The sequence below is a fragment of the Falsihalocynthiibacter arcticus genome (assembly GCF_000812665.2).
Classification (GTDB): Bacteria; Pseudomonadota; Alphaproteobacteria; order Rhodobacterales; family Rhodobacteraceae; genus Falsihalocynthiibacter; species Falsihalocynthiibacter arcticus.
Map to the genome: position 1 here is coordinate 2,394,610 of NZ_CP014327.1, position 26,620 is coordinate 2,421,229.

25 protein-coding genes and 2 pseudogenes are annotated in these 26,620 nt (G+C 52.7%); 20 read left to right on the forward strand and 7 right to left on the reverse strand.

All coding sequences use genetic code 11. The features are described from left to right. The first annotated feature begins 18 nt into the window (after positions 1-18). The 4 genes and pseudogenes from RC74_RS11920 to RC74_RS21750 all read left to right on the forward strand — a co-directional run. Positions 19-1,104 (forward strand): isocitrate/isopropylmalate dehydrogenase family protein, encoded by a 1,086-nt coding sequence (locus tag RC74_RS11920; RefSeq protein ID WP_039001681.1) that lies wholly within the window; start codon positions 19-21, stop codon positions 1,102-1,104. Beyond that, complete coding sequence (locus RC74_RS11925) at positions 1,101-2,111, forward strand: Gfo/Idh/MocA family protein (protein ID WP_039001680.1); 1,011 nt, start codon at positions 1,101-1,103, stop codon at positions 2,109-2,111. The genes RC74_RS11920 and RC74_RS11925 overlap by 4 nt, the downstream gene beginning before the upstream one ends. A gap of 4 nt (positions 2,112-2,115) precedes the next feature. Continuing rightward, on the forward strand, positions 2,116-2,793 hold the full coding sequence (locus RC74_RS11930; RefSeq protein ID WP_039001679.1) for a GntR family transcriptional regulator: 678 nt from the start codon (positions 2,116-2,118) through the stop codon (positions 2,791-2,793). 150 nt (positions 2,794-2,943) lie between these two features. Further along, positions 2,944-3,263: pseudogene (locus RC74_RS21750) on the forward strand (IS30 family transposase); the annotation flags it as partial. A gap of 364 nt (positions 3,264-3,627) precedes the next feature. On the opposite strand, the gene RC74_RS11940 reads toward RC74_RS21750, so the two are convergent. Next, the gene (locus RC74_RS11940; RefSeq protein WP_039001694.1) at positions 3,628-4,635 is read right to left on the reverse strand and encodes a Gfo/Idh/MocA family protein; all 1,008 of its coding nucleotides are present in this window, start codon (positions 4,633-4,635) and stop codon (positions 3,628-3,630) included. A gap of 439 nt (positions 4,636-5,074) precedes the next feature. Here RC74_RS11940 and RC74_RS11945 point away from each other — a divergent pair, with 439 nt between their 5' ends. Next, a complete protein-coding gene (locus RC74_RS11945) occupies positions 5,075-6,007 on the forward strand; it encodes an aldo/keto reductase (RefSeq protein WP_039001678.1) in 933 nt (310 codons plus the stop codon). A gap of 59 nt (positions 6,008-6,066) precedes the next feature. On the opposite strand, the gene RC74_RS23545 is transcribed toward RC74_RS11945, so the two are convergent. Next, a complete protein-coding gene (locus tag RC74_RS23545; RefSeq protein ID WP_082802270.1) occupies positions 6,067-6,474 on the reverse strand; it encodes a M20/M25/M40 family metallo-hydrolase in 408 nt (135 codons plus the stop codon). A gap of 79 nt (positions 6,475-6,553) precedes the next feature. Between RC74_RS23545 and RC74_RS11950 the strand changes: the two genes are divergently transcribed. The 7 genes from RC74_RS11950 (at position 6,554) to RC74_RS11980 (ending at position 14,965) form a co-directional block, all read left to right on the forward strand. Further along, a complete protein-coding gene (locus tag RC74_RS11950) occupies positions 6,554-7,492 on the forward strand; it encodes a tripartite tricarboxylate transporter permease (protein ID WP_052274771.1) in 939 nt (312 codons plus the stop codon). Between the two features lie 32 nt (positions 7,493-7,524). Continuing rightward, entirely contained in the window at positions 7,525-8,391 is an 867-nt protein-coding gene (locus tag RC74_RS11955) for a dioxygenase family protein (protein WP_039001677.1), read from the forward strand. 9 nt (positions 8,392-8,400) lie between these two features. After that, the gene (locus RC74_RS11960) at positions 8,401-9,450 is read left to right on the forward strand and encodes a DUF475 domain-containing protein (protein WP_039001676.1); all 1,050 of its coding nucleotides are present in this window, start codon (positions 8,401-8,403) and stop codon (positions 9,448-9,450) included. Positions 9,451-9,925: 475 nt separating this feature from the next. Further along, entirely contained in the window at positions 9,926-10,378 is a 453-nt protein-coding gene (locus tag RC74_RS11965; RefSeq protein ID WP_052274770.1) for a helix-turn-helix domain-containing protein, read from the forward strand. Between the two features lie 32 nt (positions 10,379-10,410). Beyond that, on the forward strand, positions 10,411-11,613 hold the full coding sequence (locus RC74_RS11970) for a type II toxin-antitoxin system HipA family toxin (protein ID WP_052274769.1): 1,203 nt from the start codon (positions 10,411-10,413) through the stop codon (positions 11,611-11,613). A gap of 359 nt (positions 11,614-11,972) precedes the next feature. After that, positions 11,973-12,506 (forward strand): hypothetical protein, encoded by a 534-nt coding sequence (locus RC74_RS11975; RefSeq protein ID WP_039001674.1) that lies wholly within the window; start codon positions 11,973-11,975, stop codon positions 12,504-12,506. A gap of 512 nt (positions 12,507-13,018) precedes the next feature. Continuing rightward, positions 13,019-14,965 carry a hybrid sensor histidine kinase/response regulator gene (locus RC74_RS11980; RefSeq protein ID WP_052274768.1) on the forward strand — a complete coding sequence of 649 codons (1,947 nt, stop codon included), beginning with the start codon at positions 13,019-13,021 and terminating at the stop codon, positions 14,963-14,965. 232 nt (positions 14,966-15,197) lie between these two features. Here the strand turns inward: RC74_RS11980 and RC74_RS23550 are convergent, their stop codons facing one another. The 3 genes from RC74_RS23550 to RC74_RS11990 form a co-directional block, all read right to left on the reverse strand. Further along, complete coding sequence (locus RC74_RS23550) at positions 15,198-15,542, reverse strand: M20/M25/M40 family metallo-hydrolase (RefSeq protein ID WP_082802272.1); 345 nt, start codon at positions 15,540-15,542, stop codon at positions 15,198-15,200. After that, positions 15,524-16,138, reverse strand: a complete 615-nt coding sequence (locus RC74_RS11985; protein ID WP_082802273.1) for a hypothetical protein — start codon at positions 16,136-16,138, stop codon at positions 15,524-15,526. Before RC74_RS11985 ends, RC74_RS23550 begins: the two co-directional genes overlap by 19 nt. Before the next feature lie 1,057 nt (positions 16,139-17,195). Further along, on the reverse strand, positions 17,196-17,492 hold the full coding sequence (locus tag RC74_RS11990) for a DUF2218 domain-containing protein (RefSeq protein ID WP_039001673.1): 297 nt from the start codon (positions 17,490-17,492) through the stop codon (positions 17,196-17,198). Positions 17,493-17,593: 101 nt separating this feature from the next. On the opposite strand from RC74_RS11990, the gene RC74_RS11995 reads away from it, so the two are divergent. The 4 genes from RC74_RS11995 to RC74_RS12010 are packed head-to-tail and all read left to right on the forward strand — an operon-like array spanning position 17,594 to position 21,144. Further along, positions 17,594-18,496 carry a siderophore ABC transporter substrate-binding protein gene (locus RC74_RS11995; RefSeq protein WP_052274767.1) on the forward strand — a complete coding sequence of 301 codons (903 nt, stop codon included), beginning with the start codon at positions 17,594-17,596 and terminating at the stop codon, positions 18,494-18,496. A 9-nt stretch (positions 18,497-18,505) separates the two neighbouring features. Next, positions 18,506-19,450 carry an ABC transporter permease gene (locus RC74_RS12000; protein ID WP_039001672.1) on the forward strand — a complete coding sequence of 315 codons (945 nt, stop codon included), beginning with the start codon at positions 18,506-18,508 and terminating at the stop codon, positions 19,448-19,450. Beyond that, positions 19,443-20,390 (forward strand): iron chelate uptake ABC transporter family permease subunit, encoded by a 948-nt coding sequence (locus RC74_RS12005; protein WP_039001671.1) that lies wholly within the window; start codon positions 19,443-19,445, stop codon positions 20,388-20,390. The genes RC74_RS12000 and RC74_RS12005 overlap by 8 nt, the downstream gene beginning before the upstream one ends. Further along, on the forward strand, positions 20,383-21,144 hold the full coding sequence (locus RC74_RS12010) for an ATP-binding cassette domain-containing protein (protein ID WP_039001670.1): 762 nt from the start codon (positions 20,383-20,385) through the stop codon (positions 21,142-21,144). Before RC74_RS12005 ends, RC74_RS12010 begins: the two co-directional genes overlap by 8 nt. Positions 21,145-21,447: 303 nt before the next feature. On the opposite strand, the pseudogene RC74_RS21770 reads toward RC74_RS12010, so the two are convergent. After that, positions 21,448-21,621 (reverse strand): annotated as a pseudogene (locus RC74_RS21770) (IS256 family transposase); the annotation flags it as partial. 289 nt (positions 21,622-21,910) lie between these two features. Next, on the reverse strand, positions 21,911-22,372 hold the full coding sequence (locus RC74_RS12015) for a hypothetical protein (RefSeq protein ID WP_039001669.1): 462 nt from the start codon (positions 22,370-22,372) through the stop codon (positions 21,911-21,913). A 51-nt stretch (positions 22,373-22,423) separates the two neighbouring features. Here RC74_RS12015 and RC74_RS12020 point away from each other — a divergent pair, with 51 nt between their 5' ends. The 4 genes from RC74_RS12020 (at position 22,424) to terL (ending at position 26,517) form a co-directional block, all read left to right on the forward strand. Further along, positions 22,424-22,903: a hypothetical protein gene (locus tag RC74_RS12020; protein ID WP_039001668.1), complete on the forward strand. Its 480-nt coding sequence runs from the start codon at positions 22,424-22,426 to the stop codon at positions 22,901-22,903. A 293-nt stretch (positions 22,904-23,196) separates the two neighbouring features. Continuing rightward, complete coding sequence (locus RC74_RS12025; protein WP_052274766.1) at positions 23,197-24,711, forward strand: DNA modification methylase; 1,515 nt, start codon at positions 23,197-23,199, stop codon at positions 24,709-24,711. Continuing rightward, the gene (locus RC74_RS12030) at positions 24,711-25,130 is read left to right on the forward strand and encodes a DUF5681 domain-containing protein (RefSeq protein WP_052274765.1); all 420 of its coding nucleotides are present in this window, start codon (positions 24,711-24,713) and stop codon (positions 25,128-25,130) included. Before RC74_RS12025 ends, RC74_RS12030 begins: the two co-directional genes overlap by 1 nt. Further along, complete coding sequence (terL, locus tag RC74_RS12035) at positions 25,117-26,517, forward strand: phage terminase large subunit (protein ID WP_052274764.1); 1,401 nt, start codon at positions 25,117-25,119, stop codon at positions 26,515-26,517. Before RC74_RS12030 ends, terL begins: the two co-directional genes overlap by 14 nt. The last annotated feature ends 103 nt before the right edge of the window (positions 26,518-26,620 follow it).

A 26,620-nucleotide genomic window follows, 5' to 3' on the forward strand; every position in this document is an offset into this window, starting at 1 on the left:
ACCGGAACGAGGGATCATTTGAAAGATAGCTTTGATATAGCAGTCTTCGATGGCGACGGGATCGGACCCGAGATTACACGCCCCACCGTTGATATCCTGCGCAAGTTGGCCGCCCAAAGCACATATGAGTTGTCGTTCGTCGATTGCCCAGCGGGTGCGGCCCATTATGCGCAAACGGGTGAATCGCTCCCCAAGGCATCGATGGATGTCGCACGTCAATCGGATGCGATCTTGCTGTCGGCGATGGGTTTGCCCACAGTGCGCTATGAAGATGGCACCGAAATTTCGCCACAGATTGAGCTTCGCAAGGCGCTGACGTTGTTTGCAGGCGTGCGCCCTGTGCGTATTTTTCCCGGCCAGCGCACACCTTTGAAGATGCCCGAGGGGCGCGAAGTTGATTTCGTTTTAATCCGCGAAAGCACCGAAGGTCTATTTTATTCACAAGGACGCGGCGAGGTCACCAAAGACGAGGCCCGCGAAACTCTTCTGATCACCCGCGACATTTCTGAAAAACTGTTCCGGTTTGCCTTTAAATTGGCTGCTGAGCGCAAGGCCAAAGGGCAAGGCGTTGGTCGGGTAACCTGCGTCGACAAGGCGAACGTTTTTCGGGCGTTCGCGTTTTTCCGAGACATTTTTGATGGTATTGCGAAGGATTTCCCCGAACTGGTGGTCGATCACGCCTACGTGGATGCCACCGCCCTTTGGATGGTACAAAAGCCATGGGATTTTGATGTTCTGGTGACCGAAAACATGTTTGGCGACATTTTGTCTGATTTGGGGGCTGGTCTGATGGGCGGGCTTGGTGTGGCTCCTTCCGCTGATATCGGTCTGGACAACGCAGTGTTCCAGCCATGCCACGGGTCCGCGCCTGATATTGCGGGCATGGGTAAGGCAAACCCTATGGCCATGATCCTGTCTGGAGCGATGATGCTGGATTGGCTGGGTACGAAACACGACAATACCGCGATGATGACTGATGGCGAGCGTTTGCGAAAAGCGGTCGAAGATGTGATCGCGCGCGGTGACGGCCTGACGCCTGATTTGGGCGGCACGGGAACAACAACTTCCATTGGTTTGGCTATTATCAAGGAGCTATCAGTATGAACCTCCGAGTTGCATGTGTCGGCGCGGGCTATTTCAGCCAGTTACATTATGGCAGTTGGGCGCGCATGGACCGTGCCACGCTGGTGGGGTCTTGCAATCGTGATATCAAGAAAGCTCAGGCAACAGGTTTGCCTGCGTACGACGACCTTGGTCAGATGTTGACGGAGACGACTCCCGATCTGCTCGACATCATCCTGCCGCCGGTCGCACATGCCGAGACGATCAAGACGGCGCTGGCGGCGGGGATCAAGACGATGATTTGCCAGAAACCTTTTTGCAACGATCTGGCCGAGGCAGAAAGCATCACTGCGTTGGCCGAGGCCGCAGGCGCGCGCATCATCGTCCATGAAAATTTCCGGTTCCAGCCGTGGTTTCGCACGATTAAGGCCGCGATTGATGACGGCGCGATTGGCACTGTGCAGCAGGTATCGTTCCGCCTTCGTCCTGGCGACGGGCAGGGGCAACGCGCATACCTTGATCGCCAGCCGTATTTCCAACAGATGGAAAAGTTTTTGATCCACGAAACGGGTGTCCATTATGTCGATACATTCCGGTATTTACTGGGTGATCCCACAGCGGTGTATGCTGATCTACGCAAGATAAACCCTGTGATTGCGGGCGAAGATGCAGGGTATGTTTTGTTCGATCACTCTAATGGGGCGCGTGCCATGCTTGATGGGAACCGCCATCTTGATCATGCAGCGGATAATCTGCGTTGCACGATGGGCGAGGGGCTGATTGAGGGCACCGAAGGCACCCTGACCCTGACCGGAGATGGCGCGGTGCATCTGCGTAAACATTCTAAAACTACCGTGACAACCGTGCTTGGTCCGAATACGAGGGAAGGGTTCGGTGGTGATTGCGTGCATCACTTGCAATCCCATGTTATTTGCGGAATTTTGGACGGGACAAAGCTAGAGAATGAAGCCCGTGACTATTTGACGGTCATTCGTATTGAAGAAGCGATATATGCTTCGGCAAATAAGGCACAGAAACTAAAGGTTTAAACCGATGAAAAACAGTGCTGTAAAAATACTCTCTAGTAGCCATCGGGCTATGGAAGAATTGCGCCGGCTGATCTTTAGCGGAGAACTTGCAGGCGGATCAAACCATCTAGAGAGTGAACTTGCGCTGCGGCTGAACATGTCACGTACCCCCATTCGCGAAGCCGCGCTAGCGCTTGAAGCGCAGGGGTTGCTTGAAATGCGCCCGCGCAAGGGTGTTCGTATTCTTGTAATTTCGCCGGATGACATGCGTGAGGTCTACGAAGTCCTTACCGCACTCGAAAGCGTCGCAGCGCGCAATGCAGCTCAGGCGGGATACCGCGACGCTGAGCTTGCAGAGCTCGCGCGCGCGATCGACAACATGGACAACGCCCTCGAAGCAGATGATATGCGCGCTTGGGCGGATGCTGATGATCAATTTCACTCAGAACTTGTGCGCCTCGGTGGCAATACCCGTATCCGAAATGTTGTGTCTATGATGGCTGATCAAGTGCGCCGCGCCCGTGCGATGACCCTGTTCATGCGTGAAAAACCGCATAAATCAAACGAAGATCATCGCCAAGTTCTGGACGCAATTCGGGACGGTCAAGCAGATGTGGCATATCGCATCCACCACGCACATCGCACACAAGCACAGTCGACCCTATTGGATCTGTTGGTTAGGCATCACTTGCACAGTATCTAGCGTATCTCGTCGTTACCCCCGCGCCGACTGCAACGGGAGCCAAGATCGCTTCACGTGTTCAAATTGTTCGCTGGGAGGACTGGGGGTGACCACGTTATTTCTTGCCGCACCAAACCTGTCATGGGCCAGATCATTAACGCGATCAAAGACCTGCCCTATGTCGCACGACTTTCCATCACCTTTGACCGCGGCACGGAGTTCGCCAGCTGGCCGCATCTGCAAGCCGAGATTGGCATGCAAACTTGGTTCTGTGATCCAGCCTCGCCGTGGCAAAAAGGCACTGTTGAAAACACCAGCCGCCGTACTCGGCGCTGGCTTCCGCGCAACGAGACATCCGTTCAATGTCCGATCTGGACATGAAAGAGATCTGTGACTGGCTCAACCTCACGCCCTGAAAACGCCTGGGATGCCCCCCCCGCGCAGAGGCATTTTGCGAAAAGATGATGGACGAGGTGGGCCGATCCCTCTAGTGAAAGGCCATGTCCAATGCTCGGGAAGTCAGATCCTGCTTCATGCGGTTGCAGTCGACAGCCGATACACTGTATCGATGAGTATCCGCACTGGTTGCTGGGTTTTCGGTCCATTTTCGCTGATCCCAAAGAAGGGCATTTTCCATGGAAATTGCGGTAATTGGCGGTTGCAATGCGCACAGCATCACGGCGAAACTCGTCTGTGTTTCTCGCGGCCTATCCTTGACGCCTTCATCGCAAACATTGCTCGAAAGAGACCGGAACTAAAACACGAAATGACAAGACCATAACTACCGGTCACGGTTCTGAAATGGACGGGGCTGCCGATACGCCTGAGCAGCCCCGGTTTTTTGCTTGCAGAGATTTACACCGCCAGTTTCCGGCTCTCTTCTGCAGAGCGGTATATTGTGCTCTCGATCTCGATCACTCGGAGATATTCCCGCGCCTCGTTCTCAAGCGCCGTACCATGTAAAAGTGCCGAGACAACGTGTTCTTGTAGTGCCTTGGCGCAATCGCCGCCAAAGCCCTCGTGCCCGTCAGGCCCCATGAGCTCTTTCTGTTCAATCTCTCCGAATGCGCGGAACCAGATGGCGCCGTCACCATAAAGGGTGAGCGTGCCTGCGGTTCCTTCTATCAATGCTTCGCCCATCGTTCTTCGGGTATTGTCGGCAGCGTGATCAAGGCTGCGGTTCGCATCAAAAACGGCCCTGACGCCACCGGGATGATCGAATGTGACAAAACCCGCGTCTTCCCCTGCAATCACTGGGTTCACGCGGCGCAGGTCGGCATAGACGTGGCTGGGGTCACCAAAGAGATAGCGAAAGGTATCCACCCAGTGAACGCCGGTTTCGTGGATCAAAAAGCGTTCCATCTTCTGGAAATAGGGCTGGCGTCCGAGATAGGCATCGGGGCCTTGGCCATCACCCGGCCGCAGGCGGAAGGTGGCCTGAAGCACTGTCCCGATCCGGCCCGCGTCAAGTTCCGCCTTGATCTTGCGATACCAGGGTTGAAAGCGAAAATTCTCATGCACGACAAGCGGCACCCCGGCTTCTTCGGCCAGTTGCGTGATTTCCTTCGCCTCTTGCAGCGACGTGCAGAAGGGTTTTTGGCAAATAATGGCTTTCACCCCGCTGGCCAGCGCCGCGCGGATGGCTTCCGCATGACCCGTAGGCGGCAAGACGATATCTAGGATGTCGGGATGAGTGCTAAGCAATGCGTCGATGCTGTCGAACGCGGGCGCGCCCGTCGCCTGTGCTTTGTCCAACGAGTGATCAGCCACCCCGACAAGGGTCACGCCCTCCATCCGTTGCCATCCGCCAATATGAAATTGGCTGAAATAACCAGCGCCCAGACAAGCAATCCGTAAATTCATATCATCAATACCTTTTCCATTGTGCGCCGCTTTGGCGCTTAAGTTTTCGCGGGTTTGTCCCGTGCTGTGTATTTTGCAGCCAATTATTAGCAAAACTGTGTTCGAGGAGATTCGTTTGGCGGCGATCGAGGAAGCACGTTCCGCAGTGATGTGTGAGTTGACAATGCATACATTAATGAATACTCAATAAAATACAATAGGCATTGTATCCATTGGGAGGGTGAGATGAAAATCAAGTTTACACTGCTCGTGGATACCGCCAAAGCCAAGCCAAGATCGATTCCTACTGCTATATCTGGGGCATGATCCATTGATGATGCCGACTTTCCCACGCGTCAAAGCGGATCACATCGTGCGACTGGACCGAGGCCTAAGTTTGCCGTCGCCTAATTGAGTAAGAAGAATCCCGACACCGTCCACTAGTAAAGAAAGCCAATCTATGAAGCACCTTGAGACGAAAAACGGAACGCCAATTTCCCGCTTGGGATTTGGGGCCATGCAATTTGGCCGAACCGCGGATGAACAGAGCGCACGCGAGATGTTCGAAACGTGTATTGGAGCCGGTATCAATCTCTTCGACACGGCCTTCAGCTATACTGGCGGTGCATCCGAACGTATCCTAGGCAAGTTGGTCGCCCCCATGGCCGATGACATTCTCATAGCGACAAAGGCACCGAATGATCGTCCCTCGTCGTCTGACAACCTGCGCGCTTCCTATGAGGAAAGCCGCAAAAGGCTGGGGATCGACTCGATAGATATGTATTATCTGCATCGGTTTGACTCCGAAACGCCATTGGAAGAGACCTTTGGCACCTTGGCCGAGATGCAATCCGAGGGGATGATCCGCCATATCGGCGTGTCAAATTTCGCGGCATGGCAGATCATGAAGGCACAGGCAGTCTGTGCGAAATTCGACACGCAGATCGACGTTTGCCAGCCGATGTACAACCTCGTGAAACGGCAGGTGGAGGTGGAAATTTTACCGGCCTGCGAAGATCAGGGCATCTCCGTCTGCCCCTTTTCACCCTTGGGCGGCGGGTTGCTAACCGGCAAATACGCGGATGGGGCGGCTGGACGGCTTAAAGATGATCGCACCTATGCGGCGCGCTATGGACAACCGTGGATGCACGAAACCGCCCGCGGCCTGAGCGCTCTATCGGCAAGTCTGGCGATCCCTGCGACGACACTCGCCGTGGCATGGGTGGCACGGCACCCGGCGGTCACATCGACATTGATATCCGCACGCAATGCATCCCAATTGCAGCCATCGCTGGATGCATTGGATCTAGAATTGTCGGACGACCTTTTTGCGGAGGTTACGAGGCTCAGCCCCAATCCGGCGTCTGCAACCGACCGGTCGGAAGAAACCTAACCAATATTAAACCATTGGGGCAAGTGAAGGCGAGATCGAAGCTAGGAGGGTTCTCGCAATCAAAAAGGGGTGGATTGCGGACCTTCGCTGCAACAGTCAAAAAGGCTCGCAATCCGGACAAGGACGAAGCCGCTCGAGCGGCAATGGCGTTTGTTGCAGGTGCATGACCCATCGTCCAGGCAGAACCGTCCCCTTTTGGATTGTTTCTTGGGCGTATCAAGTACGCTTTGAAACTGGCAGTTATCAGTGAATAGGACCTTACGTTTGCTTATACCGCCTTTCATATCCGATGCACCGCGTCCAAACAGTCGTCCCCCGCTAATTTCTCCACCGTGGGGCGGAAAAGTCCAGGGTGCTGAGCCAAGGGGAACGGTGTCCAGGTGTGATGATGTCGCAATAAAAAAACAGGCACGCGGCGCGTGCCCGTCAGTGTTTACGGGGTGACTGATTAGTTTGTCGCAAAACAATAAAAGAGGCCATCACCGCCCGTGCCCTGCAGCGCTTCCATGCCACATCCGCGTGAGGGGTACTGACGGCCAGACCGGATTGCAGCGCTTTACTTTTGGCGTCCCTGAACTTGCCGACGGGCTGAATGTGGCGGCCATCGCGATGGGGCTGTTTGGATTGGGTGAAATCATCCGCAATCTCGAAGGGCCAATGGGTGGTTCCATGCAGGTGTCAAAAGTGACCAGCCTGATGCCGACCCGCGATGACCTGAAATCCATCTTCGCCCCCATGGTGCGCGGCACGCTCTTGGGATCACTGCTGGGTGTCTTGCCGGGAGGCGGTGCGCTCCTGGCGTCGTTCTCGGCCTATGCGCTGGAAAAGAAGCTGTCATCAACACCCGAAAAATTCGGCAAGGGCGCCATCGAGGGCGTCGCCGCCCCCGAAGCGGCAAACAACGCCGGTGCGCAGACATCATTCATTCCCATGCTCACCCTTGGCATTCCATCCAATCCGGTTATGGCTCTGATGATCAGCGCGCTGGTCATTCAGGGTATCGAACCCGGTCCTGCCGTCATCACCCAACACCCCGAACTGTTCTGGGGCGTTATTGCGTCCATGTGGGTCGGCAACCTGATGCTGCTGGTGCTGAACCTGCCGCTTGTCGGGCTTTGGGTGAAACTGGTTTCTATTCCTTACAAGTACCTATTCCCAACCGTCATCATTTTTGCCTGTATTGGTGTCTACAGCATCAGCAACAGCCCCATAGCGGTGGTGACAATGGCTGGTTTCGGGATGTTCGGCTACGTCCTGCGCAAACTGGAATGTGAGGCCGCTCCAATGATCCTCGGTTTCATTCTGGGGCCGATGATGGAGGGCCACATGCAGCGCGCCTTATTGATCGGGCGCGGCGATCCCACCGTGTTTCTGCGCGAACCGATTAGTGCAGGGCTCCTTATTTTGGCGGCCATTGCCCTTGCCTTGGTCCTACTACCCTCATTCCGTAAAACCCGTGAACTGGCGATGGTCGACGACGACTAAACCCGCCGATCTCATCGCCCAAGGAGACCCAAATGCGTAACGTGACCAAAGACAATATCACCGATGTTTTCAAAAGTTATATGGCGGCCGACATGCCGCCCCGCACGCGCGAATTGCTGGAAGGGTTGGTTGAACACATGCACGACTTTGCCCGCGAGAAGAACCTGACACATGAAGAATGGCGTCAGGGCATTGCCTTCCTTGAAGGCTGCGCAGCCATCGAAACCGAAGACCGACACGAATTCGTTCTGGCTTCCGATGTGCTGGGCCTATCGTCGCTTGTTGATATGTTGCACTCTGATCCGGCATCAACATCATCGTCGGTACTGGGGCCGTTTCACGTCTCCGGTGCGCCCCCTTTGGCCGTCGGTGGCGATATGAAACACGATTTCGGGGGGCCGATCCTGCTCGCTGAGGGTGTCATTCGCGACACGGACGGTAACCCGATCCCGAACGCAGAGATCGATATTTGGCAAACCGCACCCAATGGGCTTTACGCCAGTCAGGACGACGATCAGGATACCTTCTCGTTTCATGGGGTAATGAAAGTCGGTGCTGATGGGCGCTATGCGTTCACGACGGCAAAACCGGCTGAATACACGGTGCCATCCGACGGCCCCGTCGGGGCGATATTGAACGCATGCGGCAGGCACCCTTGGCGGCCCTCACACCTGCATTACATCGTAAAAGCCGAAGGGTTTCGAACTCTCGTGACAGAGGTTTTCCCAGAGGATGATCCATACCTGGACCAAGACACCGTCTTTGGCGTGCGCGACGATCTGGTGATGCGATATGTGGAAAAACGTGCTGATGAATTCCCCGATGGCATGGCCCTTTCCGGTAAAGTGCAGGAGCGGTTCCTACACGTCAATTTTGATGTCACCCTCGCACAGGATTAAGCAATCTGTATGACCTCCAGCGTTCAACGATCGACCTTGTCTTATCTGTTCTGGCCCTTTGTCATCACGGCCTTGGGGCTTTTGGTGGGGGCACTCTTGGGGTGGCGGGCAGAGGGCACGCTGTCCGGGCTTGTGAGCTATTTTCTGGTATGCGCCATCCTTGCGGTGCTGGAAATTTCGCTGTCCTTCGACAACGCCATCGTGAACGCCAACAAACTAAGAACCATGACGCCGATCTGGCGCAAGCGGTTTCTGACCTGGGGCATTGTGATCGCGGTCTTTGGGATGCGTATCGTCTTCCCGCTTCTGATCGTAGTAGTTGCGGCCAAGATCGGACCGCTGGCCGCTGTCCGGCTCGCCGCCACCCAACCCGAAGAATACGCCCTCATCATGCAAGGGGCGCATGTGTCTATCGCGGCCTTCGGAGGCACCTTTCTGATGATGGTCGCCCTCGGATTTTTTTGCGATTCAGAGAAAGACCTCCACTGGATTAACTGGATCGAAAAGCGGATGGCATCCTCCGCCGCCATCAAGGGCGTCGAAGTGGCACTGGTTCTGGTTCTCTTGATCGGCTTTGCTTCGTTCCTCCCAACCGAGGAGACCAACACCTTCTTACGTTCGGGTCTCTACGGGCTGCTGACATTTCTGCTGGTCGATACCATTGGTGCTATTATGGACCGTACAAGTGCTGCGGCCAAAACCGCGGCGCAAGGCGGTCTTGGCGCGTTTCTCTATCTCGAAGTCCTCGATGCATCGTTCTCGTTTGATGGTGTCATCGGGGCCTTTGCACTCAGCCAGAACCTGTTCATCATTGCAATCGGGCTCGGGATCGGGGCGATGTACGTACGCGCTATGACGATCATGCTGGTCGAACGCGGCACCCTTTCGCAATATCGCTATCTGGAGCATGGGGCGTTCTATTCCATCCTAATTCTGGCGGTCATCATGTACACGCAGACCCTGATTCACATTCCGGAAACGATCACCGGATTGGGCGGGGCAACCCTGATTGGAATAGCACTTTTGTCCTCCCGCAGGTGGAACAGAGCAAATGCGTGACCGTTCATCGACCGTGTCCTTTGAGTTCAACCAATGAAACCCTTTACGCCCCACAGGAATGGTCGGTTTTCCCGCCGCATGGCGGCAAAGGTTTCTTCGCTGCTGCAGTATTCTGAACTCTATGAGAGCACGCAGCGAAAATATAAGACTTTTGCATAGGGCTGGCCCTTTGGCGATATGCCTGCTGTTGACGGGATTACACGTGCTAATGTGATCATGATCGTTGCCTACATTCGTGAATTACAACGCGCAAACGGCATCAACTGATGGCCATAATCCTCCTGCCTTCTACAACACATAGGACCGCAATTTCGTCATTTTTCGGAGTATTCTCCGGCTAATAGCGGTAATTCAGAACAATACTCCGATTTACGCTGATGTATTTGACTCTTTGGCCTAAAAATCTATATATTACGGAGTAATTTCCGAAATGCAGGGTGTAAATCGGAGTATAGTCCGGTTTTTAGTGTGAAATATGAGCTCGATTCAAGTCAATTCAACCTTACGCCAACTTGGCGAAGACATCAGGACCGCGCGCAAGAAGCGTCGCTTATCTGTAGCAGACTTCTGCAAACGGATCGATGTTTCTGACAAAACGCTCAAAAAACTTGAGAGCGGAGACGGCGGCGTGCGCCTTGAAACATTTGCAATGGCCCTCCTTGCTCTTGGCGAGCTTGATCGTCTCGAAAACATTCTTGACCCCGCGCAAGATCAGCTTGGTCTCAGCCTTGATCACATGCGCCTGCCCGAGCGCATAAAAAACAAATACAAAAACTCTGGCTCTCACTTGAGAAAAATAGTGGCCGGGCGAGCGGCTACCTCCATAAAAATAACTCCCGGACGCTCAAACTCTGGAGGCGCGCACCGGGGCCCAAAGGCAGCCTCGCGAGCGTCTTCCGAGACGGACGATGAAGGAACCGGCTTCTGATGCCCGAGGCAAGAGTTGTATTGGGGAGCAGCATGATCCCCGTCGGCCGCCTCATCTTTGAGAGCGACGGCCGAAGATCTCATTCCACATTCATCTATGATCAGGAATGGCTGGTTAATCCTATTGGATTTGACCTCTGCCCCAGCATGCCCAGACATATGATTGAATTTCACCACTCAGCCCAAGGTCGCGAAAGTCGTAAGCTCGACATTCTTGCGGGCCCCTTTGCGGATACCGCCCCGGATAGTTGGGGGCGCAAACTGCTCAGAAAGATCCTGGGCGAAGGCGCCACAGAGTTTGATTTCCTCGTCGCCTCTGATGATACCGCCCGGCAAGGCGCGCTGCGCTTCCTTGATCACAACGGGGACCCCTTCCTATCCGACCTGCCGCCCGTTCCACACCTGACTAAAATCGATGATCTGCGGCGCGTTACCGCCAGGTTCGAAAGAGACCCGCACGGCGCCGAACAAGAAGTGCGCGAGCTGGCCGGCGCTGCGGGATCCCTTGGAGGCGCGCGCCCAAAAGCCAACGTCATTGACGGGAACGATCTCTGGATCGTAAAATTCACATCCGTCGACGACACATGGCCGGTCGAGCGCATGGAGGTCGCAACGCTAAAGCTTGCGTCCCGCGTCGGTATTCGCGTCCCAGAAGTTCAGCTGGCTCTTCCCGCAAGCGATCACCCTGTCGCGCTGATCAAACGATTTGATCGCAGAAACTCCGGCCGCGTGCCCTACATCTCCGCGCGCACCGCACTTGGGGTCACCGGCACCACATCAGGATTTTACACCGAAATCGCTGACGCGCTGCGCACAATATCCGTCAATCCAGAAGAAGACATGCGAGAGCTATGGACCCGCATGCTGTTTGGGATCCTGATCACCAACACCGATGACCATCTCAAAAACCATGGTCTCCTCTACGTCAGAAATAACCAATGGCGTCTTTCTCCCATGTTCGACGTAAATCCACAGCCAAAGCGACACCCAAAGCTCGAAACAGGCATCAGTCCCATCCACGGCTTCGATCCCTCCGTAGAGAACGCCATAGATGCCGCACCATTTTTCGGGCTGAACGATGAAGCCGAAGTCCTCCAAATTGTAAGGGAAATGTCCAAGACCCTCTCGAACGAATGGAGAGAAGCTCTAAGGAAACATGGGATTACTGGCACCAAGCTTAACGCCTGTGCCCAAGCTTTCGAGCATGATCGTATGGAGTATGCCCTTTCCCTTTAGTGAGACGCCAAGAGCAAAGGTCTCCAATCTCCATAGGGGGACGTAAGCGCCCACATCACTTCTTCCGACTTCCCCTGACCTGCGCCCCTAAGGAACGATACCGGGTTTCTGCCTTACCAATAGGACGAGATACAAGATAATGAGCCTCCCCCTTTGAATTGGTCCGCTCTTAATAGTTAGGAAGACGAACGGCCGCTGCGCGGACCTTCTCACAGACGTGACTAACGCCGATTTTCTAAACGCAGCGCAAGTAGCCCACTTGCCTTTTGGGTCAGGACTTCCTAAAATTGTGACCTGAAACCGAAAACTGTTCTGGAGTGTGATCCTTTTCACAGAGTAGAAATTTTACCTGTCGGATAATGAAACAGCTCAGTTTGAGCCTTATCGGAGAAATTTCTTTGCCTATCGAATACTTGATCTCTACGGATCTCAATCTTGCTTATGCGCAATGGTCTGGACGAGTGCGATTGGTAGAGTTCCGAAAGATGTTCCCTGCATATCTGGCGGATCAAAACTACCTGCAGGGCCGCCCCGAACTTTGCGATTTCTCGAATTTCACCGACATGGACGCCGATTTCAAACAGATATGGTCAGCTCTGCACATGGTTAACGCACCAGAAATGCATTCCGACTGCAAGACCAAATGTGTCGTATATGCTCCGAGTGATTTAGCATTTGGATTCGCGCGAATGTATCAATCTCTTGCCGAGCAACAGGCGGGAGTGCAGGTCGCGGTCTGCAGTACTCAAAAAGAGGTCTTTGCTGCTTTGAATTTGGAGTTCTCGACGATAAGCGACTTGCTTGGTTTCGGACGGTTTCACCAACCTTCACCAAGTTTAGAGACCGTCTGCCAGCCTTCGTTGGCTCAAACCACTCTGGCCCGTTTGCAATAGGCTGGATTTTCTGCTCATCCGAAATGCTGCGGGATGGCATTTGTCAAAGGCTCGTTCCTGCCGTTCGCTGCATTTGGACATCGAAAAAACGGGGTCGCAGCCCCGAGCGTCCGTTTTCTTCAAATTGCCCTTTCTATTTCGCGTTTGCAGCGAAAGTCCGGTTCCCACCGATTCTGTGGAAAAACTCTTTGCTGCGTCTGCAAACTTTTAAAAATCAGAAAGCTGTTCTTCGTTGATTAGGATATGCCAAGAAATATTGGAAGAATTTGAGAGAACCAGAATACAATTCTGTCAAATTTGACCCGAACGCCCGATATCGGAGTTTTTCAACAAAATACGCCCTTACAAAACCGCCTAATTTGCTATTTAGGCTGCAATACGACAGGTTGCTCGAACGAACTCTCGTAATTGTCGAGACGCCGTTCCAAACATAGAATATTTATCCGGTTCCGTTCAACTTCGAGGTAAAGGTAATGGCTTTGATGATCCGGTTTGCAGCGAGTGTACCATAAATGATCAAGTTGGCATGGGTTTTGCCCACAGTTCTCGCCGTGCTTTCGGTCGAGGTCTCCTTTCGCACAGGGTTGGCAATTCCTATTCCGTTTCTCATCATCGTAGTCTGCGTGGTGATCGCTGGATCGATGGGCGGACAACGTTCCGGGTTGATTTCCGGACTGATTGCGTCACTTTTTGTCTTTAATTCATACCTCGTTGGATATGGACCTGCTTCCTTGACAGGAAGCTTGTTGCAAGTTGCCCTGGGGTCGGTGTTATTCACTCTCCTGGGCACATTGCTTGGGCGACTACGAGAACAACGCGATACCGGCATGCAAGCGCTGCGTCACAGAGAGAAGACCCTTGAAACTTCTCTGACCGAAGAGATAGTGGAAAAGAACAGACAGGTCACCATGGTGGCTGAAAGTGAAGCGCGGCTAAAAACAGCGATCCGCATTGCGCGTATCGGCCTCTTTTCTTACGAAAAATCAACTGGAACTTGTACGTTCTGCTCGGATCAATACGCTGCACACTTTGGTTTGATGCCGGACGAATATATCATCAAAACTTCGGGGCACAGCCCAGATCTTAGCCACATACATGCCGATGATCGCCACATCATCGAAAGCGCAATAGCTCGACTAAATGACGGCGAGGACCAAGTTTATGAATACCGCGCTCTGCATCCGGATCATGGGATTAGGTATATCTCCGAAATAGTAGAGCCAGTTATTGATGAAAGCGGCAAGGTAATTGCAAATATCGGCACAAGCATTGACCTGACCGAGCTGCGCCTTGCCGAAACACGCTTGCGCCAGTCGCAGAGAATCGAAGCCGTTGGCACTCTAACGGGCGGTGTGGCGCATGATTTCAACAACCTACTTGCCATCATTCTTGGAAATCTGGAGTTGTGCCTTGAAATAGATCGCAAAGAAGATTGGAAAGACCTTATCGAAACAGCTATTGATGCGACCAATCGTGGCGCGGGCCTGACCAGAAACCTGCTTAGTTTTTCGCGCCGTGCACATCTGGAACCAAAGCGACTTAACCTGAATCACAACGTGCAAAACACGATGTCCTGGTGCGCCCGCGTCTTGCCCAAAACGATAAACATCGAGACGTCTTTGCAGGCTGGACTATGGGATGTTGAAGTTGATGAAACATCTATAGAGACCTCGATTATCAACATCCTCTTAAATGCCCGAGATGCGATGCCTGAAGGTGGCAAGGTGACAATCGAAACCGCAAACATGCGGATTGGCGAAGAATATTTGTTAGAGTGGGGTGAGGATATTGATCCGGGCCGTTATGTCATGTTGGCAATTAGCGATACCGGCCACGGCATCCCTGCCGAAAAGTTAGAACATGTTTTTGAGCCTTTCGTCACCGACAAAGGTGTTGGCCGTGGATCTGGCTTAGGACTTTCGATGGTACATGGTTTTATTAAACAATCCGGAGGTGCTATCCGCATTTATTCAGAGGTTGGTGTCGGAACAACATTCAAACTTTACTTTAAGGCTTCAACTCAGGCTTTAGTTCCCAGCAAAAGAGAGCCGCACAAGCAGTTTCATAGCCCCAGCGAACAAACTGAAATTCTCCTTGCTGAGGATGAAATAGAAGTTCTGCTCATTCTGAAACGCATTTTGGTGAATGCAGGTTACTCAGTCACGACCGCAGCCACAGGCGACAAAGCTTTAGAAATTTTCAATGCGGACCCTCGGTTTGACCTTCTTTTGACAGACATCGTGATGCCAGGGAGCCTTCAAGGACCGGCATTGGCTAAGGCCATTCGGTTGATTGATCCCAATTTTCCCTGTATCTTCTTGTCAGGTTATGCATCTGAGGCGACGGTGCACGGCAATGGGCTTAAGCCCACTGATATCCGCTTAATGAAACCAGTAAGCCGTCAAGAACTCCTCACTGCGGTGTCCAAAACGCTAAGCTCTGTCAACCAGAGAAATTGACTTGAATTTTTTGACATCTTTCCGACAAGACCCATCGCTTACGATAATCAACCTGAAGAACCTTGGATCATTGCAACTAACTATCGCGAGCTATCCCGAGAGCATGATGCGATTGTTGTCGGGAACTTGGAGTGCCCCCATCGGCCACAATAGACTAAGATATTCTTGCACTCATCCTGCTCACGCAGGGGTTCAATGCGGGCTTGATGAAATCCAAGGCACAGCTCGTTAACTATGAATAATTCGTTGAGCTATGCCCGAAAGTTGGTGACGGCGTGATCATAAGCTTGGATTTGTATAGAAACAATGGTGCCTGAAGTGGCGTATCAAGTACGCTTTGAAACTGGCAGTTATCAGTGAATAGGACCTTACGTTTGCTTATACCGCCTTTCATATCCGATGCACCGCGTCCAAACAGTCGTCCCCCGCTAATTTCTCCACCGTGGGGCGGAAAAGTCCAGGGTGCTGAGCCAAGGGGAACGGTGTCCAGGTGTGATGATGTCGCAATAAAAAAACAGGCACGCGGCGCGTGCCCGTCAGTGTTTACGGGGTGACTGATTAGTTTGTCGCAAAACAATAAAAGAGGCCATCACCGCCCGTGCCCTGCAGCGCTTCCATGCCACATCCGCGTGAGGGGTGCGCGGCGTTCCATGCTGTCGGATTATCGCCGCCACCCGTGCGATCGTGGTGCCCGACCATAGCGGAGCCTTCGCCATTTGTGGTCCAGTTTTCGCAGGCATTGCCAACCAGATTGCCGTCCATATCCGAACCAGTCAGAATATCATGGCGGTTCGGAGTATCGCCACGCCCATTGATAACGGTGCCCGCCTCGGTGATTGAGGTGTCCTTAGTCAGGTTGTTGCTATCGCTGTGCAGATCATCGACGCTTTGCGCCACAACGACGCCTTTAGCGTTGCTCCATGGGCCGGTTCCGATCCGGTCTCGCGCGTTTACTGCGCTTGAGGACAAATAGGCAGCCCATGTCTTGCCAGTAACGCCGGCCGCTTCGGCAAGGGTGCCGCAATAGGCATCCGCACCTTCCAAACCGCCGAGATCAGCGCCGTTGCCGGGGTTCGCGCTGGTGATGAAAAAGCTCATATCGGCGTCTTGCGCCGTTGCTATTGTAGCGCCAGTCAGAGACAGGGCGGTGGCGAGAATTATCTTGGTAATCATGGTTCTTCCTTTTACGTTAGTTGCTTGCGGATTAAAGTTGTAGTGGTCGGGCAGTCGCATCGCAGAATGCGGCTGGAACATCTGAGGCACCGCAGCATTCCGCGCTCATACATCCAAGGATTGCGTTCGACACTACAGCATTTTTCGCCATCTCGAACTCCAAATTGATAAGATGAAGCAGAAATCCTCTGTTATTAAAATACTCAAATCTGTCCATCAGGTCCTGACTTCAGAAACTTTACCGAAAAACGCGTCACAGCCGCAACATTTACTGATAGGGTAGGGCCTGGGTCGCCCGCTCATGAAATGCCTCTTCGGATTTTGAGGGTTTCCCCATTTTTGCATCAAAGGCGCCAAGCCATGAAGATTCTGCGTCGTTATCTGGATGGTCACCGAACATTTTAATTCTTTCACAAAATAAAACATCACTTTTCACTATGAACGAAAGTGTTCACAACAAATGCCTTTTTCTGGTGTCCGCCACCGTTTTGCGCACCTGGGCTTTCTGGCTTGGCTGGGTGAGAAGGCATATCTCAAATATTTATTACAGAAGATCGAAGTATCGCATATGTCGACCCAATTGGCGCTGGCCAAGCTGGTGGCGTAAGCAAGGTGCAACTTTGGTGTGCTTTAGCAGGCGCGCGTGGCCACTGACCATTGGAAGTCATTGCCAAATCTGTGCTTTCTTGTCCCAACCCAATTCTCAAGAATATATGCAAAATTATCCAACTGATATTCTCTCCTGTTCCTACTTCTTTCCGCCAGCATTCTGACACACAGTCAGCTTGCATAGCACGGTCTGTAGCCCCAAGTTTCTGGGTCGCTTCTCTGTTGCACATGCCCTGTTGAAATTAGTGCTCAAATTTTGAAAAAATGAAACTGCCTTTAGGGGCTACTCTTCTATTCTGGCAAATTGAAATGAATTGGAGTGCGCTGCCATTTGTCTGCGGCCCGTCGAGGATCCCCGTGCTTTCGGTATTCAATGATAGCTAAGAAGCTCTGAGACCAGTGTGGCATTTACTTCAGGTAGCGTACCATTCCGCATAAGCAGTTAGCTTTATAGTTTAGTCCATTTCATTTTCTTGAATTCTTCTCTGAAAGCAAACCGTTCGAGGTGGCTGTCGATGACATCGCGAACGCGTTGCAACCCTTCTGGGCTTTCAGCGTTCAGTGTGACGACCAATTCGTCAACTGTTGCAGTCAAGGTTGCAGGGCCCGCTGGCAACGCAGCTTTCCCAGAATTCTCATCAAATTGTACATCGATCTTGTGAGCGAAGTGTTTGCACAGTTGTTGGAGATACTTGCTTGCATTTTTAGTTTGAAAGCGGCCTTCATCGGAAAATTGTGTTTGCATCTTTTTTATTCCTGAGTATTTCTGTCTGAGATATTATCTGACAAATTGAGTCGCCTTTGTCGAGTCATTCATAACTCACCAAGAAAATGAGAAGGAATACCATGAAAACCACTCTCGCTACGCTGGCTTTGGCTGTTATACCTACCTTTGCGCTTGCACAAACCGTTGAGGTTGAAACCGCGACGGGTCGCATGGCCGTTCCAGCCGCGCCTAAAATCATTGTCGCGCTTGACCTTGCTGCGATCGACGATCTTTCCGCGCTTGGTCTTAAGGTTGCGGGCGTTCCTGATATTACGCCTCCAGCATATTTGGCCGAGGCCTTCGCAAACACAAAGATCGTCGGCACATTGTTTGAGCCAGATTTTGAAGCTTTGGCCGTTATGGCTCCAGATTTAATCGTCGCGGGTGGGCGTTCGCAAACGCAAGTTGCCCCGCTATCGCAAATCGCCCCCACCATCGACATGACAATCTCGGGTGATGAATTCTTTACTCAAGCCGAAGCGCGTGTCGTTGCTTATGGCGAAATATTTGGACTTGAAGGGAAAGCGACGACCTTGCTTGCGGATTTGGATGCGGCCGTTGCCAAGTCGAAACTTGCAGCGGAAGGCAAGGGGGACGTGCTCATCCTACTCACAAATGGCGGCAAAGTTTCCGCCTATGGCGACGATTCACGGTTTGGCTGGTTGCACACTGCACTTGGTTTACCCGAGGCATATCCAGATCTAACTGCCGAGACACACGGCGAAGCGGTCTCGTTTGAGTTTGTCGCAGATGTAAATCCTGACTGGATTTTCGTCGTAGATCGTGGTGCGGCCATCGGACAAGATGGTGAAGCTGCGGCTGTGACTCTCGACAATCCACTCGTAGCGGGAACCAACGCTGGCAAAGCAGGGCAGATCGTTTATCTGGATTCAGCGCGTCTTTACCTCTCAGGCGGAGGCATTCAATCGATGATGGGCACAATCGCAGAGGTCACATCAGCCTTTGCGCCTGACGCCAGCTAATACAAGCCTGTGAAACTCTGGATTATTGCAATACTGACGCTCGCCCTCCTTGTGGGGGCGAGTTGCCTTGTGGGGGTGGTTGATCTCTTTGCAGGCAACCTCGACGCGACGATGGTGTTGGCCGTGAGCCGACTGCCGCGCACATTCGCGGCTCTTCTTGCGGGGGCTGGCTTGGCGCTCGCAGGGGTTGTCGTGCAAATGAGCGTGCAGAACCGATTGGTTGAACCAGGCCTCGTCGGCACACCAGAATCCGCTATGTTGGGGTTGCTCGCCGTTACCTTATTGGCTCCGGGGGCCACCTTAATGGTCAAAATGTCGGTGGCCGCGATGTCGGCGCTAATCGGCACACTCGGGTTTTTGTGGCTTGCCCGCAATGTGCCACGCCGAGACCCGGTACTTTTGCCACTGGTCGGGTTGATCTATGGCGGAATTATTGGGGCCGCGGTGCTGTGGCTCGCGTGGACAACTGATTTGGTTCAATACATTGGCATATGGCAGAGTGGCGAGTTTTCTGGCGCTTTGCGTGGGCGTTACGAATTGCTTTGGGTGGTCGCGGGCATTGCGGGGCTTTTGTGGCTATCGGCTGACCGCATCACGATACTCGGTCTGGGCGAGGATACCGCACGTAGCCTTGGGTTGGATTACCGTCAAACATTGCTGACGGGGTTGGTGCTGGTTTCGGTGATCGTCTCGGTTGTGGTTGTGAGCGTCGGATCAATTCCGTTCGTCGGCTTGGTTGTGCCAAACGTGGTCTCCCGCTGGCGCGGCGACAATTTGCGGCGAAACCTACCGTTGGTGGCGTGGCTTGGTGGCTGTATGGTGCTTGCTTGTGACATCATTGGACGGTTGATCAGATACCCGTATGAAGTGCCCGCAGGAACAATATTTGCAGTGCTTGGCGCGGGGATTTTCCTTTGGCTCCTTTACGCCGCTCCAAGGCGCGCTCATGGCTGATCGCAGATTAATTTCTCTCGGGCTTGTCCTCGTTATGGCCTCTGCACTTTTCCTGTTTTGGAACTTGCGCGAACCTGCGGGGTTTATCCTGTCTTTACGGTTTACCAAGCTTGCAGCCCTCTGTGTGGTCGGGGTTGCCATAGGCACGGCAACTGTGTTGTTCCAAACCATCGCCGCCAACCGCATGCTGACACCGGGTATTGTTGGCTTTGATGCGCTCTTTGTGTTTATCCAAACGGGGCTTGTCTTGATGCTTGGCGGTGCGGGCTTCGCTGCACTCCCGACGCTCGCCCAATTTGGCGTGGAAACGCTTGTGCTGGTCGCTGCGGCGCTGACGCTCTTTGGCGTGCTCCTACGAAATGGCGCAGACGATATTTTGCGTCTCGTGCTTACGGGGGTCATCATTGGCGTATTGTTGCGGGGCCTCGCAGGTTTGGCGCAGCGCTTGCTTGACCCTTCCGAATTCGCAATCGTCCAGCAGGCCAGTTTCGCGACCTTCGGGTCGGTCGACAAAACTCAACTCATCATCGCTTCAGGTGTTTTGATCCTAAGCTTTATAGCTGCAATGCGCCTTGCGCGTCTGCTCGACCTTGCCGCCTTGGGGCGCGGCACGGCGTTGCCCCTTGGCCTCGATTACGATCGCGTTGTGTTTGCTGCCCTCGCGGTTGTGGCGCTCTTGGTCGCGACCTCAACCGCATTGGTGGGGCCTATCAGTTTTCTGGGTTTGCTCGCTTCGAGTTTGGCTCACGCTGTCCTACCAACATGGCGTCACGCACGCCTTTTACCAGGGGCGGCGATTATTGGGGCGACGATCCTCGTTCTTGGCCAATTTGTCTTTGAGCGCCTCCTCGGGCTACAGTCCACTCTCTCAGTTATCGTTGAGTTCGCGGGTGGTTTACTCTTTCTGTTCCTTGTGCTTCGGAGGCCACGGCATGATTAAAATTGAAAACCTCACTGTCCAAAAAGGTGGCAGCACGATTTTAACGGACGTGTCGCTTAAATTTGGCCAAGGCGGCATTACCGCTTTGATCGGCCCGAACGGCGCGGGAAAATCAACGCTTCTGAATGCCATTGCAGGGCTGATTGCGCCAAAAATGGGAACCGTCGAGGTAGAAGGCCTCAACATGGCACGCGCCCGTGCGCCAGAACGCGCCCACCGCGTGGCGCTGCTGGCACAAAATGAACATGTCACCGCGCGCCTTACGGTGCGCGACTTGGTTGGGTTTGGTCGCTGGGCGCATCATCAAGGTCGTCCCAGCGAGAAAGATCACCACAAAATTGCCGAAGCCATCGCATCGTTTGATCTTGGGGAATTGGCTGAACGACGCCTTGATTCGCTATCAGGTGGGCAGCGACAACGAGCGTTTGTTGCGATGGCTTGGGCGCAAGAAACGCCGTGGATGCTGTTGGATGAACCCCTCTCAGCCCTCGATCCACGTCATGTTCGCGACATAATGGATCGGCTTTATATTTTGACCCGCCCAAGTATAGGCCAGCGCAGCGTTGTTATTGTCTTGCACGACCTTGGCATCGCTGCGCGTTACGCGGATCGCATCGTCGCTTTAAAGGATGGGCAGCTTATCACCTCAGGCCCACGCGGACTTACAATGACGGGGCGCATGTTGAGTGATCTGTTCGGAACAAACTTGTCCATTGAGCGGGTCGCAGGGCGCGATGTCGTCGTCCCCGTCTAAGGTGCCACCTTCTAATTATTCCCGTAAGATAATTTGAGAAGGCTGCGCATTCTTTCAATGCCGGAGATTCTAAGCGGCACAAGCTCTGGAAAACGCATTTTGGACGGTCCGCCAATCCGAATAGACCAGTCTTTAGAGCGGCCGGTTATTAACTTCATCTCTGGGCGAACCAATGATGAGCGTACACCTGCTATTACAAAAATATCCGCAAATAGGTAACCACCCGGCATTCGCGGCCAATTGCCAATTATTTCGCAAAATGCAGCTAGCGGGAGCTTCGAGCCCATATTGAAGGAATCTGGCCCCGTCAAGTTTGCGCCATATTGTTTGTGCTGACATCATCAACTTGAACGCCACTGCGAGACCTGTCTTCCGGCTCAGACACCCCTTGGTTTTTACAGTGCGATGCCTAACCGTTGCAAACGTGCTTTCAATTGGGTTCGTGGTGCGAATGTGTTTCCAATGCTCGGCAGGGAAAGGGTCGCTAGCGCACTTTCAGCTAAGCTTGGCGCTGCTGGTGCGTTGCATTTACCACCAAGTTCCGCTTTTGGAGGGAAGCAGAAGCCATATTCAAGCGCAGCAATCTTCACTAAGGGAGGAGAACTGCCGTTCGCTGTGGTCAGCACCGATGATCGCCAGGCGGGACCTTGCCGCCGTTCGCTGCTCGCTTTGCCGAAATAAACTGCTGCATTTCGGAGAGAATGGCCATGAGCCGATGGTCTTGCGAACAAGTCTGACCCATCACAATCTTCGATTGTATGTTTTTTCAGTTGGGAACTTCCACAACTCCAACAATGTGAGTCCGCCTCAATGGCAGAGCTTGGTACGCCGAAACAATATCCGTTGTGGCAATGCCCTTGCCAGTCATACCATTATAGCGCCCCGTGCCAGTGACGATTTCCCAGTTGTTTGCCGCGCCTTTCTCTCCAGCCTTCCAACGCATTGTGAACGTGTCTTCACCTTCTCCGAAAACGCATATCCCAGTTATAGAGTTGGTTCCATCTTGGTATCCGAAGCCTGAACCAACGCATCGGGTGACTCCGTCTTCCAAAGGACCTTCAATAACTTCAAAACCGCCCTTGTTGTCCGTAAGGTGAAAGATATGATCGCCAAGGTCAAAATTCTCTTGAGAAAGCGGGTAGACGTTATTGATTTCGATGCGTTGTTCTTCTGCATTGGCAGCAAAACCAATTGCGGCCAGAATTGAGACTAAGATTAGGATTTTCACAAACGCCTCCCTGAATTCCGTTCATTTTAGATTCTTTGCGGAAATACACAAATGAAAAGCGGGGTATCGTGTTGCAAGCCTTCGCATGCGAGGAAAAAGCAAAGAAGCAACGGTGACTATGGGCTCTTTCCTGCCGTTAGCTGCGCGGCGCATAGAGGTCCGGATTGGGCCGAAAGCAGATATCAATATATTCGGAATGCCAAAATAGAAGATGAAGCTCTACAAATACATCTTGACAAGGATTTGCACGAAAGCGGCAAAATTTGCACGCTTATGCTCCATTGGCAATATGAAAGTATTGGCTGTGGAGCCAGTCCTGAGCGAACCAGTCTCGCCACAAATTCCCTGGTAACAGGGAAATTAACAGGGAAAATGCGCGAAAATGGGCCAATCCGCGTGAAATTCAGGCTGATTGCGACGAAATATCAATATGTTAAGAATAAATTCCCTAAAAAGTTAACAGGGAAAATTTTGCCTCGAACAGCGAGAGGTCTTGCCGTTATCAGGGAAAAAATGCGCATTTCTATTTAATTTCAGTTTTCGCCGATGTTTGATTGCGCGCTCATAACTGCCCTTAATCTCACCATGTATTTTGCTACGAGAGCACTACATGTCGCCCTGAGGCGCGTCTGTCAACCATATGTGGTATTTTTACCTTGACGGCCGTCTGTAGATTTGCGACTAGATGGTCATCGTTCATCCACTTAGATGGACCGACGTGACAGGAGGTCATCGTCGCTTAAGCAAATTCCGCTTGGCCACGAAAGACGCTTGTCTGCTCCCAATCGCCCCTGCGGAAATGTTAATCAGAAAAGGGGTCCAGAATGGGCATTAAATTTCTAAATCATCCTAAAATAGAACCTACTGAAAAACCGAAGAACCTCTTGTGTGATACTGAGGTGACTTCCGAGTTCACGGCAACATCGGGTGGGCTTCAGGCAAAACGCAACGATCTTTTGCCCAACTTGAAGATCGAATATGTGCGTGTTTCCGACATCAAAAAATCCGATCATCGGGTTCGCAATGTAAGCAAAAATAAAACCCGGAAACTAAAATCCACGATTGCGAAATTTGGTGTCAGAAAGCCTGTTCTTTTGACCGCTGAATTCGAGCTTATCGACGGGCATGCTTTGATTGAGGCTGCAGTACAACTCGGTATCAAAACCATCCCTTGCATCATCGCCTCCGATTTGACCGAAGTAGAAATCCGTGCCCTGCGGCTCGCGCTCAACAAAACACAAGAACTTGGCGAATGGGATGACAATGCTTTGCGAGCAGAATTTTCGTACTTGCTCGAATTCGAGAATGACCTTTCCTACACTGGTTTTGAAGTCGGCGAAATTGATCAGATTATCGTTCTGAATGACACTTCTGCTGATGGCGTGGCCGGACATCCTGCTGATCAACCCGGCGAGCTACCCGCAATTGATGCGGATGCTGTGACCCGACCTGGTGATCTCTGGCGGTTGAACGGGCATCGCATTCTATGTGGCAATGCGCGGCATCCCGAGGGGCTGGCCAATTTGGGTTCGGGGGAAAACGTCTCGGCAATTTTTACAGACCCTCCATACAATGTGGCAGTGAATGGCCATGTGTGCATCGGGTCAGGTAAGTTTGAGGAGTTTGCCGAAGCCTCCGGAGAGATGTCGAAGAAGGAGTTTGGTATCTTCTTAAACCAGACCATTGGAGCCATGGCAACCACGCTGAAGAAAGGTGGCGTTCTATTTATTTGTATGGACTGGAGGCATTTAGCTGACCTGACATCCGTGATCGACGATCTTGGTCTTGAGCTGTTGAATATTTGCGTTTGGGCAAAAGACAAGCCTGGAATGGGGTCCTTCTATCGCAGCCAGCATGAGTTTGTCCTTGTTGTCCGAAAAGCTGGGGCTGGCCATATGAACAACATTCAACTGGGCAAGTTCGGTCGCAACAGGAGCAATGTTTGGCGGTATGCAGGTGCTACTGGCGGTAAGACGTCGGGTATCGACGACTTCAAGCTTCATCCGACAGTAAAGCCTATCAACCTGGTCAGAGATGCCATTCTGGATGTGACGGCCATCGGTGACATCATTCTTGATCCTTTCTTGGGCTCTGGGACAACGGTGTTGGCCGCAGAAGTCGCACACCGGATATGCTTTGGTGTGGAGATTTCGCCAATCTATGTCGATGTCGCCATCGGGCGCTGGGAAGCCCTGACTGGGCTGGATGCCGTCCACGACAAGACTGGACTGACGTTTGCCGAAATGAAAGCCGAGCGGTCGAAGGGAACAGATCCACTTTACGATGAACTCGGCGGGACGTCGGCATCTCTCTCTATGGAATCAAAGGAGGACTTCTGATGAAAAAAGAACCTAAGACCGCAGGCGCATATGAGGTTGGGTACGGAAAACCACCTCAAAAGCACCAGTTCCAACCTGGAAATTCTGGCAACCCAAAAGGGCGCTCAAAGGGCCCGGGCAACCTCCACAAGATGATCGCAAAACACGCCAGCAAGAAGGTAACGGTCATTGAAAACGGTTCCGAGAAAAAGATGGCTAAAATGGATGTTGTGGTCTCGGCCATGTTCAATAGTGCATCTAAAGGTGATGTTGGTGCGGCACGACTGCTGACCTCAATGCTTCAGGCTGCAAGCGAATTGGCAGGAAACACTGACGCTCCAGAATTCACCGATGCAGATATCGCCGTCATGATTGATGCCGGAAACTGGCAGGCTGAGCTCGTTGCCCTCAAGGTGGAGGTGTCAGATGGAAATGAATAGTGATCTCATGCGAAGGGTCTACGCCAACAATCTCCATGCGTTCGTGCAGCGAGGCTTTACGGAGTTAAACCCCGGCGACACATTTGTTGCGGGGTACTACATCCGGGCGCTCTGCCATGTTCTGGAGCGAGTGGCTGCTGGTGAGTTGCGGCGGGTAATCATTACGTTGCCGCCGCGCCATTTGAAGTCTCAGATCGCAAGTGTCGCCTTTCCAGCCTGGTTGCTTGGCCGCGAGCCCACAAAGAAGATTGTTTGTGCCAGTTACAGCGCGGGACTTGCTGAGGACTTCGGTAGACAAACCCGACAACTCATGAGGGCTCAATTCTATCGTGCGACATTCCCCTGGACGCAGTTGGATCCTTCAAAGAGTGCTGTTGACGAGTTCCACACCCTCAAGAAGGGCCGCCGGATAGCCACATCAGTTGGCGGGACGTTGACAGGGAAGGGGGGCAACATTCTCATCGTCGACGATCCGATGAAAGCGGAGGATGCGCATTCCCAAGTCAAACGAGACAGCTGCCACAACTGGTTTAACAACACGCTAGCCAGTCGTCTGAATGACCCAAAGTCAGGTGCTATAATAGTCGTCGCCCAGCGTTTACATGTGGATGACCTCGTCGGCCGCCTGTCTGCGACAGGTAATTGGGAGGTCTTCAATCTGCCAGCTTTTGCCGTTGAACCGCAGGCTTTACCGTTAGGCGACAATGCCACATGGCACCGGGGGATTGGCGAATTGCTACATCCCGAGCGTATTGGCGAAGCCGAGATGGATCGAATCCGATATGAGATCGGTTCAGCATCCTTTGAAGCTCAGTACCAGCAGTCTCCCACGCTACCCGGTGGCAATCTAATTAAACGGGAATGGTTCGGGGATTATGACGGTGTGCCCGGGGCCATTCTGTACGAGGCGGTTGTACAAAGCTGGGATACGGCTGCCGTACCAGGCATTAACAATGATTTCGCCGTCTGTACAACATGGGGCCTGATCAACGATCATGTTGACCTTCTGGATGTGCGGCGTGCCCAGTATCATTACCCAGACATGCTGAGAGAGGCCCGCGATCTTCGGCGAAAGTGGAAACCAAATCTGATTGTGGTTGAAAAAGCCGGAGTGGGGATCGCTTTGGGAAATGATTTGCTGCGCGACGGTCTGAACGACGTCCAGGCTTTGTCCGTAAAGGACGACAAGGTAACGAGGATGTCACTGCAGAATGCAAAGATTGAGGCAGGGCAGGTGCGCCTTCCGAAATCAGCACTTTACCTTGAGGCCTTTCTGAGCGAGGTGGCCGAGTTTCCGAACGGCAAGTACGACGATCAGGTCGATACTATGTCGCAAGTGTTGGCTACACTTGATCAGAGGACAGTGCAGCTAAAGCGTCGAGCTTAAATATTGAATCGATAGGATTCCGTTGAGTTCAGTTTTGTGATTCATGTAAAACGCACTGCAATACTGGGCCACAGAAACAGCTTCGACATATCGCAGTTGTAGC

Coding starts and splice junctions, on each gene's coding strand:
- RC74_RS11945 (WP_039001678.1), top strand. CDS start 5,075: ATGAAGCACCTTGAGACGAAAAACGGAACGCCAATTTCCCGCTTGGGA.
- RC74_RS11960 (WP_039001676.1), top strand. CDS start 8,401: ATGACCTCCAGCGTTCAACGATCGACCTTGTCTTATCTGTTCTGGCCC.
- RC74_RS11930 (WP_039001679.1), top strand. CDS start 2,116: ATGAAAAACAGTGCTGTAAAAATACTCTCTAGTAGCCATCGGGCTATG.
- RC74_RS12010 (WP_039001670.1), top strand. CDS start 20,383: ATGATTAAAATTGAAAACCTCACTGTCCAAAAAGGTGGCAGCACGATT.
- RC74_RS12005 (WP_039001671.1), top strand. CDS start 19,443: ATGGCTGATCGCAGATTAATTTCTCTCGGGCTTGTCCTCGTTATGGCC.
- RC74_RS11980 (WP_052274768.1), top strand. CDS start 13,019: ATGATCAAGTTGGCATGGGTTTTGCCCACAGTTCTCGCCGTGCTTTCG.
- terL (WP_052274764.1), top strand. CDS start 25,117: ATGGAAATGAATAGTGATCTCATGCGAAGGGTCTACGCCAACAATCTC.
- RC74_RS11985 (WP_082802273.1), bottom strand. CDS start 16,138: ATGATTACCAAGATAATTCTCGCCACCGCCCTGTCTCTGACTGGCGCT.
- RC74_RS11925 (WP_039001680.1), top strand. CDS start 1,101: ATGAACCTCCGAGTTGCATGTGTCGGCGCGGGCTATTTCAGCCAGTTA.
- RC74_RS11990 (WP_039001673.1), bottom strand. CDS start 17,492: ATGCAAACACAATTTTCCGATGAAGGCCGCTTTCAAACTAAAAATGCA.
- RC74_RS11970 (WP_052274769.1), top strand. CDS start 10,411: ATGATCCCCGTCGGCCGCCTCATCTTTGAGAGCGACGGCCGAAGATCT.
- RC74_RS12020 (WP_039001668.1), top strand. CDS start 22,424: ATGAAAAGCGGGGTATCGTGTTGCAAGCCTTCGCATGCGAGGAAAAAG.
- RC74_RS11995 (WP_052274767.1), top strand. CDS start 17,594: ATGAAAACCACTCTCGCTACGCTGGCTTTGGCTGTTATACCTACCTTT.
- RC74_RS11940 (WP_039001694.1), bottom strand. CDS start 4,635: ATGAATTTACGGATTGCTTGTCTGGGCGCTGGTTATTTCAGCCAATTT.
- RC74_RS12030 (WP_052274765.1), top strand. CDS start 24,711: ATGAAAAAAGAACCTAAGACCGCAGGCGCATATGAGGTTGGGTACGGA.
- RC74_RS11955 (WP_039001677.1), top strand. CDS start 7,525: ATGCGTAACGTGACCAAAGACAATATCACCGATGTTTTCAAAAGTTAT.
- RC74_RS11975 (WP_039001674.1), top strand. CDS start 11,973: ATGAAACAGCTCAGTTTGAGCCTTATCGGAGAAATTTCTTTGCCTATC.
- RC74_RS12025 (WP_052274766.1), top strand. CDS start 23,197: ATGGGCATTAAATTTCTAAATCATCCTAAAATAGAACCTACTGAAAAA.
- RC74_RS11965 (WP_052274770.1), top strand. CDS start 9,926: ATGAGCTCGATTCAAGTCAATTCAACCTTACGCCAACTTGGCGAAGAC.